The organism is Paenibacillus sp. E194 (genome assembly GCF_000935845.1).
GTDB classification, from domain to species: Bacteria; Bacillota; Bacilli; order Paenibacillales; family Paenibacillaceae; genus Paenibacillus_B; species Paenibacillus_B alvei_B.
This window is the reverse complement of record NZ_JMDX01000098.1, coordinates 1-20,978: the sequence shown is the minus strand read 5'-3', so window position 1 is coordinate 20,978 and position 20,978 is coordinate 1. Positions and strand designations below refer to the sequence as shown.

General features: G+C 43.3%; 13 protein-coding genes, 3 pseudogenes and 1 other annotated feature. Of the genes and pseudogenes, 14 read left to right on the top strand and 2 right to left on the bottom strand.

Annotation, left to right across the window (positions count from 1 at the left end; translation table 11 throughout):
* Nucleotides 1-150 (bottom strand): annotated as a pseudogene (locus AZ66_RS31430) (ATP-binding cassette domain-containing protein); the annotation flags it as partial.
* A gap of 320 nt (nucleotides 151-470) precedes the next feature.
* Between AZ66_RS31430 and AZ66_RS15050 the strand changes: the two are divergent.
* From AZ66_RS15050 to AZ66_RS29880, 7 genes and pseudogenes are all read left to right on the top strand, one after another.
* The gene (locus AZ66_RS15050; protein ID WP_044355577.1) at nucleotides 471-1,154 is read left to right on the top strand and encodes a 5-formyltetrahydrofolate cyclo-ligase; all 684 of its coding nucleotides are present in this window, start codon (nucleotides 471-473) and stop codon (nucleotides 1,152-1,154) included.
* A gap of 135 nt (nucleotides 1,155-1,289) precedes the next feature.
* Nucleotides 1,290-1,790, top strand: coding sequence for a MogA/MoaB family molybdenum cofactor biosynthesis protein (locus AZ66_RS15045; protein WP_021259446.1), 501 nt, complete (start codon nucleotides 1,290-1,292; stop codon nucleotides 1,788-1,790).
* 127 nt (nucleotides 1,791-1,917) lie between these two features.
* Nucleotides 1,918-2,187, top strand: coding sequence for a twin-arginine translocase TatA/TatE family subunit (locus AZ66_RS15040; RefSeq protein WP_044355576.1), 270 nt, complete (start codon nucleotides 1,918-1,920; stop codon nucleotides 2,185-2,187).
* A gap of 77 nt (nucleotides 2,188-2,264) precedes the next feature.
* A pseudogene (gene tatC, locus AZ66_RS15035) lies at nucleotides 2,265-3,046 on the top strand (twin-arginine translocase subunit TatC).
* 299 nt (nucleotides 3,047-3,345) lie between these two features.
* Nucleotides 3,346-3,630 (top strand): co-chaperone GroES, encoded by a 285-nt coding sequence (gene groES / locus AZ66_RS15030; RefSeq protein WP_021254326.1) that lies wholly within the window; start codon nucleotides 3,346-3,348, stop codon nucleotides 3,628-3,630.
* Between the two features lie 124 nt (nucleotides 3,631-3,754).
* Entirely contained in the window at nucleotides 3,755-5,392 is a 1,638-nt protein-coding gene (gene groL / locus AZ66_RS15025) for a chaperonin GroEL (RefSeq protein ID WP_021254325.1), read from the top strand.
* Nucleotides 5,393-5,844: 452 nt separating this feature from the next.
* Nucleotides 5,845-11,877, top strand: coding sequence for an S-layer homology domain-containing protein (locus AZ66_RS29880; protein ID WP_052648531.1), 6,033 nt, complete (start codon nucleotides 5,845-5,847; stop codon nucleotides 11,875-11,877).
* A 141-nt stretch (nucleotides 11,878-12,018) separates the two neighbouring features.
* Here AZ66_RS29880 and AZ66_RS33780 read toward each other — a convergent pair.
* A pseudogene (locus AZ66_RS33780) lies at nucleotides 12,019-12,111 on the bottom strand (hypothetical protein); the annotation flags it as partial.
* 514 nt (nucleotides 12,112-12,625) lie between these two features.
* Here AZ66_RS33780 and AZ66_RS15015 point away from each other — a divergent pair.
* From AZ66_RS15015 to AZ66_RS14985, 7 genes are all read left to right on the top strand, one after another.
* A complete protein-coding gene (locus AZ66_RS15015) occupies nucleotides 12,626-12,997 on the top strand; it encodes a hypothetical protein (protein WP_044355575.1) in 372 nt (123 codons plus the stop codon).
* 178 nt (nucleotides 12,998-13,175) lie between these two features.
* Nucleotides 13,176-15,254 (top strand): ABC transporter permease, encoded by a 2,079-nt coding sequence (locus AZ66_RS15010; protein ID WP_044355574.1) that lies wholly within the window; start codon nucleotides 13,176-13,178, stop codon nucleotides 15,252-15,254.
* 4 nt (nucleotides 15,255-15,258) lie between these two features.
* Nucleotides 15,259-16,119, top strand: a complete 861-nt coding sequence (locus tag AZ66_RS15005) for an ABC transporter ATP-binding protein (RefSeq protein ID WP_044355573.1) — start codon at nucleotides 15,259-15,261, stop codon at nucleotides 16,117-16,119.
* Nucleotides 16,120-16,121: 2 nt separating this feature from the next.
* Nucleotides 16,122-16,412, top strand: a complete 291-nt coding sequence (locus tag AZ66_RS15000) for a hypothetical protein (protein ID WP_044355572.1) — start codon at nucleotides 16,122-16,124, stop codon at nucleotides 16,410-16,412.
* A gap of 706 nt (nucleotides 16,413-17,118) precedes the next feature.
* The gene (locus AZ66_RS14995; protein WP_044355571.1) at nucleotides 17,119-17,772 is read left to right on the top strand and encodes a pyridoxine/pyridoxamine 5'-phosphate oxidase; all 654 of its coding nucleotides are present in this window, start codon (nucleotides 17,119-17,121) and stop codon (nucleotides 17,770-17,772) included.
* A gap of 200 nt (nucleotides 17,773-17,972) precedes the next feature.
* Nucleotides 17,973-18,197, top strand: a binding site (T-box leader).
* A 114-nt stretch (nucleotides 18,198-18,311) separates the two neighbouring features.
* A complete protein-coding gene (gene tyrS / locus AZ66_RS14990) occupies nucleotides 18,312-19,574 on the top strand; it encodes a tyrosine--tRNA ligase (protein WP_021259441.1) in 1,263 nt (420 codons plus the stop codon).
* 80 nt (nucleotides 19,575-19,654) lie between these two features.
* Nucleotides 19,655-20,353, top strand: a complete 699-nt coding sequence (locus AZ66_RS14985; protein WP_044355570.1) for a protein rep — start codon at nucleotides 19,655-19,657, stop codon at nucleotides 20,351-20,353.
* Nucleotides 20,354-20,978 lie beyond the last annotated feature (625 nt).

The following is a 20,978-nucleotide window of genomic DNA, read 5'->3' as shown; positions in this document are numbered from 1 at the left end:
CCCGCAATCATTTGCAGGAGCGTAGACTTGCCGGCGCCGTTGACCCCAACTAAGCCAATACCGCTCACGTTCTAAAATTTGAAAAGTAATGTTTGATAACACGGGGGTAATCCCGTAACTTTTGCATATGCCGTTCGCTTGAAGCAGCATCGGTATCTCCTCCGTTTTGGGCAAACTACCATGTCTTAAGAGGTTGTCCAATCCGTGCTATAAGAGCAATCAAAATTGAACATATCCCCCTAAGTTTACATGAAAATGCGGAAAAGTGCGAAGTCTTTCCATGATGGTGATGATAATAACGAAAGCAGTCGGTATCGAAAATGGAGAATGCTTGCGCATAGCTAGCGGAAATGAAGTAAGGATGGTAAACTAAGGTTGAAAATGGTGAAAATGAGTGAAAATAAGAGCAAATGAGCATACATAGATGATATACGCCGAATGGAAGAATGTAACGCAGCCGAGGAGGGGTAATGTTGGAGCAAGCGGTAGATAAAGGCATACTACGAGAACGATTCAAACAACGCCGAAAGGCGGTAATGGAGAAGGAGTACGCTGTATCCAGTGCAGAAGTATGCAACCATGCTTCTGCCTATTTCGTGCAGCTGCGGGAACATCTGAAGCGCCCACTTCGGATATTTGGCTATTGGCCATTTGGAAGAGAGTTGGACATTAAACCCTTGCTCGCTGCTTGTTTGCAAGCTGAAGATCAGATTTACTTGCCGCGAACGATCCCTGCTACACGAACAATGACACTGCATCGATGGGATGAGCAGACGACGTTTACGGATGGTTGCTTCGGACTCCGTGAACCTGAGGCACATACGGACTTGCTGCAGAGCGAAGAATGGACAAGCCTAGACGTGATTATTGTACCAGGTATTGCGTTTGATGCTGCAGGCGGCAGACTTGGATTAGGAGCTGGATATTATGATCGCTTCTGGCAGTCTTATAGGGAGAACATCACGAACAATCAAGGAGCCGAAGGGGATCTCTCAGTCGTGCGGATAAGCTGTGTCTATTCTTGGCAGATTACTGATGATGTTCCGATGGAGCCCCATGACATTGGGGTGGATCTGCTTATTTCCGAAGAAGGCATAATTTTTTGCAAGCGAGGAAGGATTTCGCAGGAAGAGCTCGAACTTGGATTGCAGTAGCAGACTCATGGTATTGATTAGTCTGCGACTTTTTATATTGGACTAGACAGACACAGCTGAGGAAATATAAACGAGCTTAAAATGAAACAAGAGATTATTATATGGAATTGGCGAATGGCGGAAGGAGGAATGGACATGCTTTGGAAAGTAGCAATATTAACAGCAAGTGATAAAGGTTCACGTGGCGAACGGGAGGATACGAGCGCACAGGTTATCCGGGAGCTGGTCGAGGAAGAATTGCATGGTGAGGTTGTAGAATACCGGATTGTGCCGGATGAGGTCAATGATATTTCAGCATCATTAATTGAGATGGCGGACTACTTCCAAGCGGACTTAATTATTACCACCGGAGGGAATGGATTAGCTCCGCGTGATGTGACGCCTGAAGCGACGATGAAGGTGATTGATAAGGAAGTTCCTGGATTGGCAGAAGCAATGCGGTACGCAGCTATGCAGCGAACTCGCAAGGCAATGCTGTCACGTGCTGTCTGTGGAATAAGAGGCAAATCACTCATTATCAACTTGCCTGGAAGTCCAAAGGGTGTACACGATCATTTGCTGGCGATTATCGACCAGTTGCCGCATGCTTTGTACGCGGTTAGCGGAAATTTGAGCAGTGCGGACGAATTCGAGTAGTGTGCCGAATTTGGAATGATTTTCATAAATTTGTTACAGTTCATTGGTATTTTCTACATATCTAGTATGTTATGATGTATATCATAGCATTTCATTTTATAGAGGCAATGAAAGGTGGAATTACAAGGTGTTTAACGGAATCGGGGTTTCTGGTGTTCTGTTGCTGTTGATTATTGCCTTGTTATTGTTCGGACCAAATAAACTTCCTGAGCTTGGCCGCGCATTCGGCCGTACTTTACGGGAGTTCAAAGCAGGTGCACGCGATATTATGGGCGATGACGAAGAGTCTAAGCCTGTTCGCAAGGAAGTGCAGCAAGTAGATGTAGAGAAGTCTGGACAGCCTTCTTCTACGGCTTCGGCGACTCAATCCGAATCACAACGGCGTTTGCCGGAATAATGCTTCGCTGGTGTCACAACCTTCTGGCTGTGACCTAATGAAGATTGCAACAATGTGATGAACAGGCTGGTGTAGCAATGTCGATAGAAAAGGAAGACAAACTGACAATGGTCGAGCACATTGTCGAACTGCGCAAACGGATTGTTCTCATTCTGGTGGCGCTTGTTATCGGGCTCGTAGGAGGACTCATTCTAGCTGATCCGATCTATACCTACCTGCGCAGTGTCGAGCCGGCCAAAAATATGCCGCTGCATGGATTTTCGCTCTGGGATGGCATCAATATTTATATGAAGTTCGCCTTTATTTTTGCCTTGGCGATTACGCTGCCGATTACACTGTATCAACTGTGGGCTTTTGTCAGTCCGGGCTTGAGAGTGATAGAACGGCGAGCGGCTCTTCGTTATGTGCCCTTTGTGTTCGTATTATTTTGTTAGGGTTGTCATTTGCGTATTTTATTGTCTTTCCGATGGCTTTCGAGTTCACTTCTAGTATTAATAAGCACATGGATCTGCAAGCAACGTATGGGATTACACAATATTTCTCGTTCATGTTCAATATATTGCTCCCGATATCGCTGCTGTTTGAACTGCCAGTTGTAATCATGTTCCTGACACGAATACGGCTGTTGAATCCGCTTCGGCTGCGCAAAATGCGCCGTTTAGCGTATTTTGTCTTAATTGTGTTAGGTACGATGCTGTCTCCGCCGGATGTCATTTCAGACATCTTGGTGTCGATTCCGCTGCTCATCCTTTATGAGTTAAGTGTGTTCTTGTCTTCGATTGTATATCGCAAACAGTTAGCAGAACAGCTTGCCTGGGAGAAAGAGTTCGATGAATCAGCAGATGCAACAATCGCCTAAGTTATAAATGCAGGTAGAGAAAGTGTGATTTGATTTGCACTTTTCCTTACCTGCATTTTTTGTTGAAATCAGCCCGTCTTCATAAGCTTTGGAGACAGAAGGGTTATAAAAAGTTAAAAATTTTTAAGCGAATACCCCCTTGCAATCGAATCTTAAAATCAGTATCATAAGAATTGTTATTAGCACTAACCACTATCGAGTGCTAACACATTACTAAGTTTGATGTGGAGCCCTTGTCCGTACTATCGGGCAGCGGATTCTTCACTTTATAACTCTTGTTTAAAAGGAGGCTATTTTTCATGATCAGACCTTTAGGTGAACGCGTATTGATCGAGGCAATTGCGAAGGAGGAAACTACGGCTTTCGGAATCGTATTGCCGGACACTGCCAAAGAAAAGCCGCAAGAAGGTAAAGTTGTGGCAGTAGGTAACGGAGTGTGGAAAGACGGCCAACGTGTGGCTTTGGAAGTAAAAGAAGGCGACCGCGTGCTGTTCTCCAAATACGCTGGAACTGAAATCAAATTCGAAGGCAAAGAATACTTGATTATGAAAGAAAGCGACATCCACGCAGTAATCGGCGAATAGAGCCGGAGAGCGTATGCGCTCATTTTGCAATCACATGATCACGTTCCAGAGAGGGAACCGCTGAATCACATACATGAAGATGAATGAATGAACATATTGATACGAATTGAGGAGGGTTTCACTAATGGCTAAGGATATTTTGTTCTCTGAAGAAGCACGTCGTGCGATGCTTCGTGGTGTAGATGCTTTGGCAAATGCGGTTAAAGTGACACTTGGACCAAAAGGTCGCAACGTTGTATTGGAGAAGAAATTCGGTTCTCCGCTTATTACGAATGACGGTGTAACAATCGCGAAAGAAATCGAGTTGGAAGATGCATTCGAAAATATGGGTGCACAACTCGTTAAAGAAGTAGCTACGAAAACAAACGACGTTGCTGGTGACGGTACAACTACAGCTACGGTTCTGGCTCAAGCGATGATTCGCGAAGGCTTGAAGAACGTTACAGCTGGCGCGAACCCAATGGTAGTTCGCAAAGGTATCGAGAAGGCTGTTCGTGCAGCAGTTGAAGAATTGCACAACATTGCGAAGCCAATCGAAGGCAAGCAAAACATTGCTCAAGTTGCAGCGATCTCTGCAGCTGACGATGAAGTAGGTACGTTGATCGCTGAAGCAATGGAGAAGGTTGGCAAAGATGGCGTAATCACAGTCGAAGAATCCAAAGGGTTCAACACAGAACTTGAAGTGGTTGAAGGTATGCAATTCGACCGTGGATACATCTCTCCATACATGATCACAGACACAGACAAGATGGAAGCTGTTCTGGACAATCCTTACATCTTGATCACAGATAAGAAAATCTCCACAATCCAAGAAATCTTGCCAGTATTGGAGAAAGTCGTTCAACAAGGCAAGCAGCTCGTTATCATCGCTGAAGATGTAGACGGCGAAGCACTTCCTACATTGGTTCTGAACAAATTGCGCGGTACATTCACTTGCGTAGCTGTTAAAGCACCAGGATTCGGCGACCGTCGTAAAGCAATGCTGCAAGATATCGGCGCATTGACTGGCGGCCAAGTCATTACAGAAGAGCTTGGTCTCGAATTGAAATCGACTACGATCGATCAATTGGGTACTGCTCGCCAAGTTCGCGTAACAAAAGAAAACACAATCGTTGTAGATGGCGCTGGCAACAAAGCGGACATCGATGCGCGTGTGAACCAAATCCGTACGCAATTGGAAGAAACAACTTCCGAATTCGACAAAGAGAAGTTGCAAGAGCGTCTTGCTAAATTGGCAGGCGGCGTAGCAGTTATCAAAGTTGGTGCGGCTACTGAAACAGAATTGAAAGAGCGCAAATTGCGCATTGAGGATGCTTTGAACGCGACTCGTGCAGCAGTTGAAGAAGGTATCGTTGCTGGTGGTGGTACTGCGCTTCTGAACGTATACAATGCAGTTGCAGCTGTAACTGCATCTGACGATGAGCAAACAGGCGTGAATATCGTTCTGAAAGCTCTTGAGTCCCCAGTTCGTACAATCGCTGACAACGCTGGTCAAGAAGGCTCCGTTATCGTTGAGCGCTTGAAAAATGAAAAAGTTGGCGTAGGCTACAACGCTGCTACTGGCGAGTGGGTTGACATGATCGTTCAAGGTATCGTTGACCCTGCAAAAGTAACACGCTCCGCGTTGCAAAACGCAGCTTCCGTTGCAGCTATGTTCTTGACAACTGAAGCGGTTATCGCTGACAAACCAGAAAAAGAAAAAGCCGGCATGCCTGATATGGGCGGCATGGGTGGCATGGGCGGAATGGGCGGCATGATGTAATAGAATCATTTTCGAAGCAATTCGAAGATGGTCGACCGCGCTTAGCGGAAGATTCTATTGCCGATTGAACAATCATTGCTCAATGCGGAAACAATGGGGGAGTAATCCCTTATGTATCAACAGATTTGAGGCTTACAATAAGCTTTGTCCCATTATGGCTAGAAAATCAATTAGTGGAGAGGCTGTTCATGAGTTCTGAGAACTTGTGAGCAGCTTCTTTTTTTGTTTTTGTTGCATGTAGATAATTGTTTCACATTGTGACGTCATCCTGGTGCCCTAGCTACGAGGCTCTTAGGGAAAATCAAAGCTTTAGATCGTGTGATTCCTTTTTTTTGCTTTCACTTCTTTTACAGACACTCCATATGGGGATGACCTAGATATTACAATTGGGGGGTAGAATTCAGTAGCAATACATCTACCATTCTGTAACAGAGGAGAGAGAAAAAAAACACATGCGAATACGCAGAAAATGGATGTCTCTGGCATTGCTGGGGAGCATGCTGCTTGGCGTGCTGCAGCCCGCATTGGCGCAAGCTTCACCTGGATTCGATTATACCAAGGTACCGAAGCTATTAATTACGGAGTTGGTTCCGGATACGAAGAATGTGAATTCGGCCGACGGCTATGAGAGCATTGAGATTTACAATAATACGAACCGAGACATCAACTTCAGAGATTACAAAGTCGTTTATAACAACGGCAACAACAATGACTGGTCGCTTACGGATAAGAAAGTGCCCGTGATCATCAAGCCGCATCAGACGATCGTGCTCTGGATCATGAACGGCAGTAATACGAACGAGACGGCTGATGCACTTAATAGCAATTATACAATTAACGGATATACGTCCAATTTGATTGAAAACACCAACCTGTTCCGGATTGATGCGGGCGGAGGCATGGCGAATACGGGAGACCGCAGCATAGCAATTCATACGCTAGGCGGTGTCGAGATTGCCAAAGCGGCTTATTCGGTAACCAAGTCCAAAGAAAATTACGGCATTCACTATAGCTATCCAATAGATGCAAGTAAGAATATGGCGATGGTAGGCGCACCGGAATCGCAACCGGCTTCCCCGGGAACTGTCGAGGCGAGTCAAGTGCCAGCATTCCCTTCGGATATCGGAGAACCGCCTGCTGCTACGAATCTGAATTTCGATCACGTGCCGGCAAGCAAGACGCTCGTAAATCAAGATGTGCCGATTGATGCGTTCATCACAGGCAACCTGACTTCAGTTACCGCTTCCGTCTACTATAAGACAGACGTTCAGACGGCTTATACGCCGCTAGTAATGGCGTCGGCTGACGGCTTGAAGCATACGGCTACGATTCCGGGTCAAGCAGTCGTTGATGGCAATTTGCTTCAATATTATATTGAAGCGGCGGACGGAAATCTGCAGCCGGAGCGTACGGGTACATATGCGGTCGAGATCGAATCTTTGCCGCCGATACAAGGGGACAAGCTTCAATTCGAGCATACTTCGGCGAAGCAAGTCGATGCGAAGGATCTGCTCATTACTGCGAAGCTGAACAATCCGGATAAAGTCAAAATTGACAAAGTGGAGCTGCTGTACAAGTCGCCATCGCAGGCGAAGTACACTCTTCTGATAATGAAGCAGCTGCAACCTGATGGCAATGATTATAGCGTCACCATACCGGCGAATGCGTTCGTCGAATCCATGCTCGATTACACCATTCGTGTGAAAGACGTCAAGAAGAGCTACTCCGTGGATGTGAATATCCCACCATTTAACGCGGCGAAGGTGCCGTCCTTGCTGGTGACGAAGATCGTTCCGAACACGACGAACGTGTCGAACACGTCATCGGACGCATTCGAAATGATTGAAGTGTACAACAATACCAATGCACCGCTCGATTTTAAGAACTACAAGGTCAACTATCGATATCCTGATGATGGGCCGGAAGCTGATTTGAAATGGCCTACGATCAAAGAAGATTTCATGATTCCTTCTCAGCAGTCGGTCGTGTTCTGGATTAAGAACGGCGCGAACAATAGCTATACGGCTGCGGATTTCAACAACTTCCACAAGACGAACTTGGTTGAGGATACGAACTTGTTCGTAATCATGAGTGACGGCATGGCGAATTCGGGTCGTCGTGGTATCGTCATTAAGACGAATACGGGCAAAGAAATTTCTTATGCCAATTATGACGCAACGACCGTATATGAAGGCGGCGTGAGCGACGAGACCAAGGAAGACAAAGCGATTTTATTCAAATATCCAATGGACGGCAGCATCACGATGATCAAGACAAGTTCTGGTCTCGCGGCGCCTGCTCCTGGCGTGATCGATCCGGCGCTCGTTCCGGCCGTGCCTGTACATGTCGAGCAAGACACGACGCCGCCAAAGGCAGAAGACCGCTCTGGCATAACGTCGGTAGAGCAATCGCAGAACCTTGATCTGAAATCTTTTGCGGATGATGAGAAGCAAGTGGCGACGGTAAAAGTCCTTATCCGCACGGACAAAGAAACGGAATATACCGGTTATGCGCTAACGCAGAATTTCACCGATTCGCTGTATCATTATCTCGTGCCTGCAGCTAAGCTGATCGGCAGCAAGTATATTGAATATTATTTCATGGTATCTGACGGTACAAATGAAGTAGAGACGGCGAAGGTCAAGGTGGACATCACTGGCAAGCCGGGTCATGATCCGCTCCGTCTCAACGTGAAGAACGGGGATATCGTGAACGGCACGAAGACGTTGAAAGGGACGTCGGAGACAGCGCCTGCGAATACCTTGAAGTTAAGTGTAGACGGCCAAGCGATTACACAAGGTTCGCTCGATGCATTAGAGCATGACGCATACTTCGTCTTCGAAGCGAAGAACGTGGACTATTATTTCAAGAATGCCGTTACGATGGGGCCGGAGGGCGAGAAGGATAAGACGATCCTCTATACGTTCATGGATCCGATCCCGACGTATACGACATTGACTTTTAAAATCGATGCGAGCCGCTTCCACATTGGCGCGGATAACGTGATCTATATTCGTGCAGGATCGAAGACAAGCCCATTCGATGACCGCAAGGAAGAGAATAAAGACGATTTCGAAGTACGAAACGTGCGATTAATGCTGGCGGACGGTACTGAGATTTGGGATCCACTCTACGTGAAGGGTAAAGAAATCAAGATCGGCGACAGCCCGGGAAAAATGGAAGGGATCGGATTCAACTTCAATCTGGATGCGAAGTACTTCCAGTCGCACGCCTATGCTTGGGATACGACCAAAGCGGCGGACGGCGCGCATCAAGTGAAAGTGACCGATAGCAAAAATGTTGCCGTGACGGCGAATGTCACGGTAGACAATACGCCGCCTTCGATCAAGCCGAATGTTGAAGAAGGCAAGCAGTACCGCGGAAATTTCAATCTGGATGCGGAGATCAAAGACCAGCTTGCCGGCGTTGACCAAGTGGTCGTGAAGCTGGATAACCAAGATATTAAGCTTCCATATGCACTATCTTCTGGCAGCTTGAAGGCAGGCAATCACACGCTGACGATTACGGTATCCGATAAGGTGGGCAATCAAGCGGAGCGCACGGTCACATTCACGACGCCGGAGGAAAATCCGCTGAAGCCGGAATTGATCGCGCCAACGCAAGGTCAATCCGAATTGGGCGGCAGCGTGGGTCTGAAGGTGAAAGTGCAGGATCCGACAAATGATCCGATGAACGTCACGTTCTACAGAGGCTTCCAATATGACGGCAACCGTGCTGCAGAAGGATTCACAGGCTTCAAGAACGCATCCGATACCGAACCGCCGAAGGTCATGACTCCAGAAGGGGAGCAGACATTAACAGCGGAGGATTACCGTAAGATCAGCGCAGAAGACGGCGTTTACTTAGTTAATGACGCAGTGGAGCAATTCCCATACCAACGTTATGAGATTAAGCTGGATCCAGCGGTTCAGAAGACAGACCGCGCCGATATCGTCTGGAAGGGCAAATCAATCGAAGGGCGTAAAGTCAGCTTGTATGCTTGGAACGAGAGCGCGAAGAAATGGGTGCAGCTCGTTACCCGCATTGCAGGCACAGAGGATTTCGAATTGAAGTCCACGGTTAAAGTCGAAGACTATGCAATGGGACAGACGATCCAGATCATCGTGCAAGACGAGATCGCGGAGATGAAGGAACGGAAGTCTGATACGGCCCAAGAACCGTATGATTTCTCCTTTGTATGGATGTCGGATACGCAGTACTATTCACAGAGTTATCCTCAGATTTACAAGAAAATCGTGAATTGGGTGAAGGATAACAAAGAGAGCAACAATATTAAATATGTCATCCATACGGGCGACATCGTCGATAAATCCTATCAAGAGTATCAATGGCAGGAAGCAGATGAGGATATGAAGGTGTTGGAAGATGCCAACATTCCTTACGGCGTGCTTGCGGGTAATCATGACGTTGGTCACCAAGACAACGATTATGCGAAGTATTGGCAGTATTTCGGAGAACAGCGATTCAAAGATATGCGAACGTACGGCGAGTCCTATCAGAATAATCGCGGACACTACGATCTTGTCTCGGCTGGAGGCAATGATTTTATCATCGTCTACATGGGCTGGGGCCTGGGTGAAAAGGAAATCGACTGGATGAATGAAGTCGTGGCGAAATATCCAGAGCGCAAAGCGATCTTGTGCTTGCATGAATATATGCTCGTATCCAATAACCGTGCCCCGATTGCCGATAAGATTTTCGAGAAAGTCATCAAACCGAACAAGAACGTCATCGCAGCGTTGTCCGGACACTATCACGATGCGCAGCTGAAGATCGATGAGCTGGAGGACGACAACGGCATGAAGCGCAAAGTCTATCAGATGCTCGCTGATTATCAAGGCGCGCCGGAAGGCGGTCTCGGTTATATTCGTTTGATGCAGTTCGACATGAAGAACAACAAGCTTCACATCAAGACGTATTCGCCGTATTTGGACGATTATAACTATTATGATCCTGAGTTCTATCCTGGCAAAGACGAGTTCTCGCTTGAGCTGGATTTACAGCCGAAGACCAAACGCGTCGCAACCGACTACATTGGCGTGAAGGTCTATAGTGAATTACCGATCGGCAAAGTGAACAACGTGCAGAGTGGTCAGCAGGCAGCTTTTACTTGGAACGGTCTTCAAGGTGATAGCTACTATCAATGGTATACGAAGGCAGAGGACGGCAACAGCGGTCAAGTGTTATCGGATATTTGGGGCTTCTATACGGGTAAGGTGAGTAATCCTGATCCAGGCCCTGGTACTACGAAACCAGATCCGAAGCCAGAACAAAAGCCTGATCCAAAACCTCAACCTAAGCCGGAGACTTCTTCGGACAAAGGGGTAATGAGCATTAAACTGGGCGCGGATGGCGCTTATGCGGCTGATCGTGCTGCACTTGAAAAAGCAGTGAACGAGGCAGAGAACGGCAGAATGACTATTAAGCTCGAAGCGGCGGCTTCGGAACAAGCGGCTCAGCTCGCGTTGGATGCGGCTGTCGTGCAGAAAGCGAAAGAACGCAAATTGAGTATTGAAATTGTGGGTTATGGATTTACCGTGACGATTCCGTCAGCTTCTTTGCCTAATGGCATTGCAGATGCGGATCGCATCATACTTCATATTGATCCGACGATGAATTCCTCGATCCAGACGGCCGTCAACGCGGCAATCAGCTCGAACGGTGAACTGAAGTCAACGGGTGTAGTATTTACACTCAAGCTTGTGACGGTCAAAGGGAAGGTGGAGACGGCGGTATCGCAGTTCAGCGGTCCGATTACTGTGAAGCGTACGCTTACTGCAGAGCAACAGAAGAAGCTGCAGCAAGACTATGCGAACCTGTATCGTCTAGTTGGTGGCAAGGCTAAGCTGATCCCTAGCGTATTCGATAGCAACTCGATCAGCTTCACGACTGATCAATTAGCACAATTCGCAGTGCTCGAGGTGCACAAGCAGTTTGCTGACTTAATCGGCGGTTGGGCTGATGAGTACATTCTCAAGCTGGCTGCGAAGAATATTATTATGGGGATGGAGAATAACCAATTCCGTCCGAACATAAATGTAACGAGAGCGGATTTCGCGACGCTTGTCATCCGTGCGTTGGGTATCCAAGCGGCGGAAGGAAAGACGGCATTCGCGGATGTGGCGGCAGACCGTTACTATGCAGGCTATGTGAGCAAAGCGGCTGAACTGGGATTGGTACAGGGCAGTAACGGCAAATTCCGTCCGACGGAGCCAATTACGCGCCAAGAAGCGGCAGTGATTCTAGCCAAAATGGCAGAAAACATGAAGAAGCCACTTGCGGGATCATCCACCGTGCCAGCATTTGCTGACTTGAGCAGCATTGCCGGATGGGCGAAGGATGCGGTGACGAAGCTGCAAGCAGCGGGTATCATTAACGGCAAAAACAACAACCGTTTCGATCCGCGCGGCTCGGTAACGAGAGCAGAAATCTCGAAGATGCTTTATATGATGTTGAAAAAATAATTGAATACGTGCAGAACCTCCAAAGACCGTCAGGATCATCCTGACGGTCTTTTCATGAGTTGGAAGTTCAACTATTGATATGGTTGCTGCGGATTTGCTCAGTTTATTGTATATATTTATCAGCAAGATAGCGGCTTCTTGCCGCGTGAAGGACGTTTTCGGAGCGAATTGGCCCGAGCTATTCCCTATCACGATGCCGCTGTAGTATACCTTGATAGCGACTTTGGATTTCATGTCTGTAAAGGGGGACGCCTGCGTCGGAATCTGTGTGTCTTGAAGTTATTCTTTAGAATGAGTATTTATTTTTAGTAGTAATTTGGATAGAAAATTTATGCGACAACGGAGCAAGATTAGATTAATATCAGTTGTGTTATTTATTATTTATATTGCCCCCTTTTGATAGCCATAGTATTATTAAGGTATAATATACCAAACAATAATCCAGAAAATTACATCCGCATCATTTCTCCCTAGACTGAAATTCTCCTAGTATGTACTGCTTAAAGGAATTCACCTTAATTCGCTTCTTTGATCTAGTTCTATCTTGATACTTTATAAAACTTTGATTCATTAATGCCTTTTCAAATCAGTTTGATATGCTGGCCAGCAGTCAATATAAACCCTCGAAATATGAAAGTAAGTATCAGTAAGACCATTAATACTCTGAGGTCTTACTACATATCCACATGACTTATATTAATTCACTTACATATTTCAGGGTGACTTTTAATTTAGGAGGGTAGCATGTATGAAAAAGTTCATTTTGTTTAGCTTTTTTGCCTCTATGGTGCTGGTTAATACAGCGTTTGCCTCAGGTACCAGTTCTGCAAGTATTGGGATTTACGATACTTATGCAAAAGGGCAAATTACACCAATGGATGGAACTGTAAAGGTTTCTGGCTCAAATGCAAAAACTTCGACAAATGAGTTGTGGATTGAGTTGTATCGAGATGACGGTACTTTTTGGAGTTACGACTCCAGAGTTAGTGGGTCGCAAGCTGCAGTAGGAGGAAGTGTGAATTTCTCGTCTTCTGTCAAATCAGATAAGTACTATATTTGGTTAGATCCAGATGGACCAGATTACAAGGGATGCTCGGGATCAGGAAAAGCAGTAAACTAAATCGAATCCATCTAACAAAAATTACTTTCTTAATTGACCAATATGGACATTGATTTAATTGAAAGGAATTTATTTTTGAAACGAGAATGGGCATGCTAATCATGCCCATTCTTCAATATACCTGTTTTAACCTATTTCTAAATAGATGCAAAATATCGTTGTAGGAGGGAGTTATTCGTTGAAAAAAGTAATTCATTCTTGGAAAGTTGAATTCCTAATAAGTTCAAGGAAAATATGGATTTGGATTGCTTTCCTCCTTCCATTCTACCCGCTTTATTCTATTTTTATTAATAGTATAACTAGGTTTGATCCTGGAAGAGCTTTAACATCCTCTGCTTTTATATTTCAAGCCGGGATATTTATTTTCTTAATTCTCGGGTATGAAATTGTCAGAAGAGAGGAAAACAGCTCATCTAAAGAAGTCTTTATATCGTTACCTAATGGAATCACCAATAAATACCTAGGAAAAATTATGTTAATTATTACGTATGTAATCATTTTTATTGTGATTGCGTTAGCTTTGCTTTTTGTATTATTTTATTTAAACAGAATACCAATAGATTTTTACATTGATTCCGCCTATTACATGGTTCTGTATTGGGGAATTCCATTTTTGGTGGCTGCGTTTATTGGAATGAATATGGGAATCTTCTTTAATAGCAGAGGTGTCTATATTGTTCTCGCATTATTGGGACTAGCCCTAGGTCCACTCAATATAGGAATATTTGATAATATATCAATCATATTACATACGGATTTAACAAACGTATCTCAATTCTTGAATCTAGGTCAAACAGATCCACAAACTCCTTATGATCCATCATATGGTCTCCCAATGGAAAAGACTAGATGGTTACAAAAACTATGGTGGTTATTATTATTAATAACTATTACAATCATACATCTTTTTTTTAACTTGAAGTGGAAGATGATATTGTCGACAATTATGGTTTTGATCCTTGTTGTATCTCTAGCTGAAATATTAGATCAGTTCAGTACTATCCGTGCCACAAATCATGAAAAACAATCATTTGCTAAATATGATATGGATTACTATAAAAATTATAGGCACCCTGCTAAGAACAATGATTCGATAAACTTTAAAGTAAATTCGTATGATATAGATTTACATGTTTCGAGTAAAATAAATAGTGTGGTAAAAATGAATATCATTCCCGGAGAAAAAGGGAACTCGTTATCATTTTCCTTATACCATGATTTTAAAATAGAAAAAGTAATCGATGAGCAACAGAATGAATTGAAGTTTCAGCAAATTGGCGACAGTGTTACGATTATGACTCCATATATCATGAATACTAATGACCCAGTGATTATTACTATTAACTATGAGGGGACTAGCTCGCCGTATTATTTTGCAAATGAGCAGGCAATAATGTTGCCTTCCTATTTCACTTGGTATCCTGTTCCAGGCAAAATACCTTCAATGAAGGCAGAATCATTCTATGTTACAAGGTATGCTTTATATCCTTCTTATAAAGTGAAATATAACTTGCATTATACTGGATCACTTACAGCTTATACTAATGTAAATCAATTAAGCAGTAATGAGTGGGAAGGCGTATCAGATTCAGGTATATCCTTATTCGCTGGACCTATGAAAAAACTAGATATCGAAGGATATACGATCGTTTACCCAGTCTCTATGTTTAATATGATCGATGAAGTTCCAAAATTTATTAAACAGTCTAATATTATACTAGGGAATATTCAACGGGATTTTGGTATTGAGAAAATAACAGTGCCAAAAGAGATCTTTTTTGCATCTGTTCCCTCAGAATCACAATTATACAGTTCAAATTATTGGTTGATGAACAATCATATGATTGTAGCAATAAATCAAATGTATAATGAGGGTCAATTATTAGATTTACAGAATGAGGCAATAGATTCACTTTTATCTTCCATGTTGAAAGAAACAAATAGTATGAATCAAAATGACGAAATAAAGAGTATTTTTATCTCAGGATATAATTATTGGTACAATAAGAGATTTCCTTCAAAGCACGAATACGAGCAAGGAAAAACTCCATCTCTTCACTATCTCTTGGATTACTATTCCACCACTTTAGAAAATAAGAAAGTGGCGCAGGTTATTAAAAATATTATTGAGTTGTTGGATTCAAAAACAAATAACCAAACCGTCGAATCATTCTTTCGTCAATGGTTGCTTGTATTAAAACAGTCGAAAGCAATGACTTTCGATCATATTCAATTGATGATTGAGGAAATGAGGTGAGGATATGGTAGAAGTGTTACAAATAAAAGACGTTACGAAGCTCTATGGGAAAATAAAAGCTTTAGATCGTGTTACTGTAGAAATCCAACGCGGCATGTTTGGGTTACTAGGACCAAATGGTGCTGGTAAAACAAGTTTAATGCGTATTCTTACTACTGTTATTCCTCCTACAGGAGGAGACGTAATATATGGAGATTATTCACTTAGCAACAAAAACGAATTTAGATCCATGATAGGGTATTTGCCACAAAAATTTTCGATGTATAAGCATCTTACAGTACAAGAAGTACTTACCCATATTGGTGTATTTAAGGGGATTAATAAAAATCCTAAAGAGAATATTCAAAAGGTTTTGGAACTTGTAAATTTATCACAAGAACAGAACAAAAAAGTCTCACAATTGTCTGGTGGAATGGTAAGAAGATTAGGTATTGCCCAAGCGATACTAGGAGATCCACAAATTCTTATTGTTGATGAACCCACAGCAGGGCTAGATCCAGAAGAGAGAATAAGATTTCGTAAATTGCTAAAACAGATCGGTAAACAATCCATAGTCATTATTTCAACTCACATTGTAGAGGACATTGAAACCACTTGCGATAATGCTGCGATAATGCAAGGTGGAAAAATAATAGTTCAAGATAGAATACAGGAGATAGGAAAATTGGCTGAAGGAAAGGTGTGGGAGATAATTGTACCGACAGAAAAAATCTATAATTTGCCACCAGAATGGAATGTTATCTCTACGTATCGCGAAAATGATACATATAGAATCAAGGTATTATCGGAAACTAACCCAGGTAACGGAAAGCCTGTATCGCCGTCTTTAGAAGATGGTTATTTATATGTAATGAGGAACAAATAAGAATGAAATATAACAATAAATTATTTATGATGTGGAAAACGATGGGTCCAAATGCATATGTCCCTATAATCGTTTTCATACTTCTTATTTTGTATGGATATTTCAAACACGGTGCGCTGTTATTCATTGTCCCTGCACTAGAAGCTTGTCTACCGATTTTTGGTTCTTGGTGGTCCATTTTTTTGTTAAAAGACTTGTTGGAAGAAGAGGGAGGGGAACTTTTTTTAGTTTTCCGATCCATAGATGGAGATTGGGAGTATTTTATTCAATTGTGTATTGTCTTCTCTTTTTAATATTTTGTATGATTTCTTTAAGTATAATTGATTGTTTCTATGAAGAAGCAATCCTTTTTCCCTTACTATTTCAACTTGGTGCAGAGTCCATTTTTTTTCCGCATTTGGTTTTGTTGTTATGATCTATCTTCGAAACACAAGCTGGTCAATAGTAGTCGTAGCTATCTACTCAAGTACACACATTTTAACTCATGGTGAGCTTCTGCCGATAATTAATATTTACTATTTTAATCAAATACCAATCCCAGTCCATGAGCAAAGTAAACATATTGTGATATGTTTACTTTATGCAATCATACTTTGGATCTTTGGGCAATTAAGGCTTAATAGGATTGAAAGATTTGAATAGTATCATACGTGGTGATTTTTCTTTTATTATGATATAAATTGAATCTTGGTAAACCATAGCTAAAAAATGGGCGGCATGATGTAAGTAATTCGAAGATGGCCGAACGCGTTTAGCGGAAGATTCTATAGCCGATTGAACAATTATTCAATGCGGAAATAAAGACTCGATGCATCATGCTTTCCTGAATAGGAAATTCCTGAATATCCATGGATTCCATACATTGATTATGAGAAGCTTCTCATTCGTTCTCTGAACGTTAGAGAGGCTTCTTTTTATTTTGAAGGAATATATATATAGGCATATTATAGTTATGAACATGCTTCAAAATAGTAAGCTAATGCTGGAGGGGATGCATTAATGGATCAAGTTCACAGCAAACTTATATCAAGCAAGACGCTTGTAGGCCCTTTCCCACCTTTTCACCCCGAGGATGCGGGTGAGAGCCCACACCTTCTTTTTTTGAAGTGGTATCAGGAAGCGCTTAAATACGGGATACACGAAACACACTCCATGACATTATCGACCATAGGTGTGGACGGGACTCCTGATGCACGCGTACTTATTTTGAAGGACGTTGATGAAGCAGGATGGTATTTCGCATCGAGTGCGAACAGCACGAAGGGCGTACAACTGCACAACAATCCAAGGGTTGCACTAACATTCTATTGGTCAATGATTGGGAAACAAGTTAGAATACGAGGGAATGCAGTTCCAATGGATAGAGAACGCAGTGCTGAGGACTTTTTGAACAGGGGTATTGTAGCTCGGGCAATTGCATTGATCGATAAACAGAGCTTAATCTTAGAAGACCAACAGAACTTCCACTCGGCATTAGCAGACCAACTGGATCGTATGGAGCAAGCTCCAGAACTCATTTCTCCATCATGGTCGCTATACAGAGTGGAGGCAAACGAAGTGGAATTTTGGCAGGCAGATGAAGAACGAAAACATACGAGGCTAACATATGAGCGCCAGCAGGGAAGTTGGGCAAAGTCCTTATTGTGGCCTTAACCCAAAGCATGGAACTTGGATTGAATCGTATAGAACGTACCTGTTTGCGTTATACTAATCGCAACAATACAGGTTCCGAAGTATAGAGGCTAATGTCTGCATTTGCTTTGTGTCGCAACTCCTTCAATTTTTGAAATTTCAAAAAAATGGTGTTGACAGACGGTTTAATAAGTTCTAAGATTGTCAGTAATCTAATATTGAATAGCCCGATGAAAGAGCGAAGTAGCAATGTTGTCACTGTTCTCAGAAAGCCAGGGGTTGATGCGACCTGGTACACACAATGAATTGCGAATTACACTCTGGAGGTTCTTAGGTAACGCTAAGCGGAATGGCAATCGATATCATTGCCGAGAGTGGTATGAATAGTGGCTGCAGCACTGTTCATGCAAGCTGGGTGGTAACACGGTTAATTAATCGTCCCTATGTCTACAATAGACAAGGAGACGATTTTTTTGTTTTCTGAACCTTAAAGGTAGCGTTTTGAACTTACATTCTCAATTATTAAATATAAAATCACACCAAGGAGCTGAATCACAATGATGAACATTATCGATGAATTGGAATGGCGCGGTGCCATTAATCAACAGACAGATGCAGAAGGTTTGCGTAAATTAACAAGCGAGAAATCGATATCGTTATACTGTGGTGTTGACCCAACTGGGGACAGCATGCATATCGGACACTTGATTCCATTCATGATGCTGAAGAGATTCCAGCTTGCAGGACACCGTCCGGTAATCTTGATTGGTGGAGCAACAGGTACAATCGGCGATCCAAGCGGCCGTACAACTGAGCGTACGCTGCAAACGATGGATCAAGTCCAAAATAACGTAGATGCATTGACTGCGCAAATGAAGAAGCTGTTCTTGAACGAAGGCGACACTGGCCTGCGCATGGTGAACAACTACGATTGGACTCATAACGTAACGATTCTTGATTTCCTTCGCGACTACGGGAAGAACTTCAGCGTCAACACGATGCTGGCGAAAGATATCGTAGCAAGCCGTCTCGATACGGGGATTTCCTTCACTGAGTTCTCGTACCAGATTCTTCAGTCGATGGACTTCCATCACTTGTTCGTTAATGAAGACGTGCAGCTGCAAATCGGCGGCGCAGATCAATGGGGCAACATTACAAGCGGCCTCGACTTGATTCGCAAAAAAGAAGGATCAGAAGCTAAAGCATTCGGTCTGACGATTCCATTGATGCTCAAAGCAGATGGTACGAAATTCGGTAAAACAGCGGGCGGTGCAATCTGGCTCGATCCGAACAAAACGACTCCATTCGAGTTCTACCAGTTCTGGGCAAACCAAGATGACCGTGACGTAATTAGATACCTGAAATTCTTCACATTCTTAACGCAAGAGCAAATCAAGGCGTTGGAAGAGAAAGTACAAACAGAGCCGCATAAACGTGAAGCTCAACGTGTACTTGCTGAAGAAATGACGAAATTCGTTCATAGCGAAGAAGCATTGGTACAAGCTCAAAAAATTACAGCTGCCTTGTTCAGCGGAGATATCAAAGCGCTGACTGCAGATGAAATCGAGCAAGGCTTCAAAGATATGCCGACATTCCATGCTTCTAAGGAAGAGAAAAACATTGTAGACTGGCTCGTTGATCTTGGTATCGAACCATCCAAGCGTCAAGCGCGTGAAGATATTGCTAACGGTGCCATTTCCATGAACGGTGAGAAAGTAACGGATCTCGAGATGTCAGTAACCGTAGACAATTCCTTCGATGGCCGCTTCATTATCATCCGTAAAGGGAAAAAGAGCTACAGCCTCGTGAAATTGGGAGAATAGCTGCTCGTGAATTGGGAGAATAGCTGCTACAGCTATTCTCTTTCCTTTTATCTCCTTTAGTTAGGGGGCGGGATAAACAAATGCCAGAATCGTGGAAAAAATCGCTTCAAAGTGCTTTTCTAAATCATCGCATTATTTCGGCTATCAATCAGGACATGCAAGTCAATTGGCTTATGCTCGATCTCGGGATTGCCGAAGTGGCTCTCAATCAACTGAATGAAGAACTTGACCGTATGCTGATTGCGTTCAATCGCTTATGCAAATATAAGCAAGTAACGCAGGTATCGCTAGGCTGCTTTCGAATGTTGGATATTATACGAAATAAAGAGAGATGCCAGCCCAAGCTCCATGTTCTGCTTCCAACGATTAAGAGTTACTTTCAAGGCAGGTATTACATTAAGGCGGAGTCATGGTTGTCCTTATGGTGCAGAGCCTTGGATACAGAATCTGTAGAACATGTGACCGTGAATGTGAAGGTTGTAAACACAAAGGGCGATCAGCAGGCGATTGTTCGAAAGATGGACGAAGGCTTGAGCAGGGTTGCAGCGAATAGGGGACAACGAAGGATAGGGAGTAACGAGCCAAGTATCCAACTTCCTTCACGCAGACTAATCGGATACAGCAGGGTGATGAAGGAATATTTGGAGAAGTTGAGGCCTGACCCTATATATGACTTGAACGAGTACCGAACAGAAGATTCCGTAGCGAACGCTGCATTCGAAATGATGCTCGATTGGTATCCAGGAATACGGCTCAATTACGATCATCACCCTGAATAATAGAGTCATCATATATTTAATAGATTGATGATAGAAGTTTGAAGGACTGGATTGAGACAATATCCAGTCCTTTCTTTGTACAGAACGTCACCAATGAATGCTGCTTGATTCAAAAAAGTGGGGTTGAATAAAAAAAAGATCAAAAATTAAAATGTTTGGCTATGATATATTTCACAACTAAAATATGAAGATTATCATAGGAAAATAAGAAAAGATACATGTTTTGACGTAAGAAGCGGTCGATTTCAACATAGACACTTACCAAATTAATCCTCTAAATTTGTGTCCACGCAATTCAAGCATTTGAATGGAAATTGATAAAAAATAGAAATAGAGAGGGTATTATCTATTTCTGAGAGGTTTCCCTTGCTCCATTATGGCGATGAACCTATTCCCCAGCATGAATAAGTATTCCCTTTTGTAATTTCTTCACTCCCTGCTAGCCAATCCAGTTTTGCCCTCAATTACGTTCAACCTTATGGGATAAGAACAACTTCCCCAACGCATGATAGTGATATCGTGTAGTAGGCAACCACTTCCCACGTGTGTATTCATTTCATGATTGAAAGGATGTGTGTTCGATACCAATAGATAGATGATAGAGCAACTGAAACAGTGAATATAT

Excerpts from the sequence above, each read along its gene's own strand:
- AZ66_RS15050 (WP_044355577.1), top strand. The coding sequence starts at position 471 with ATGTTGGAGCAAGCGGTAGATAAAGGCATACTACGAGAACGATTCAAA.
- AZ66_RS15045 (WP_021259446.1), top strand. The coding sequence starts at position 1,290 with ATGCTTTGGAAAGTAGCAATATTAACAGCAAGTGATAAAGGTTCACGT.
- groES (WP_021254326.1), top strand. The coding sequence starts at position 3,346 with ATGATCAGACCTTTAGGTGAACGCGTATTGATCGAGGCAATTGCGAAG.
- groL (WP_021254325.1), top strand. The coding sequence starts at position 3,755 with ATGGCTAAGGATATTTTGTTCTCTGAAGAAGCACGTCGTGCGATGCTT.
- AZ66_RS29880 (WP_052648531.1), top strand. The coding sequence starts at position 5,845 with ATGCGAATACGCAGAAAATGGATGTCTCTGGCATTGCTGGGGAGCATG.
- AZ66_RS15015 (WP_044355575.1), top strand. The coding sequence starts at position 12,626 with ATGAAAAAGTTCATTTTGTTTAGCTTTTTTGCCTCTATGGTGCTGGTT.
- AZ66_RS15005 (WP_044355573.1), top strand. The coding sequence starts at position 15,259 with ATGGTAGAAGTGTTACAAATAAAAGACGTTACGAAGCTCTATGGGAAA.
- AZ66_RS15000 (WP_044355572.1), top strand. The coding sequence starts at position 16,122 with ATGAAATATAACAATAAATTATTTATGATGTGGAAAACGATGGGTCCA.
- AZ66_RS14995 (WP_044355571.1), top strand. The coding sequence starts at position 17,119 with ATGGATCAAGTTCACAGCAAACTTATATCAAGCAAGACGCTTGTAGGC.
- tyrS (WP_021259441.1), top strand. The coding sequence starts at position 18,312 with ATGAACATTATCGATGAATTGGAATGGCGCGGTGCCATTAATCAACAG.
- AZ66_RS14985 (WP_044355570.1), top strand. The coding sequence starts at position 19,655 with ATGCCAGAATCGTGGAAAAAATCGCTTCAAAGTGCTTTTCTAAATCAT.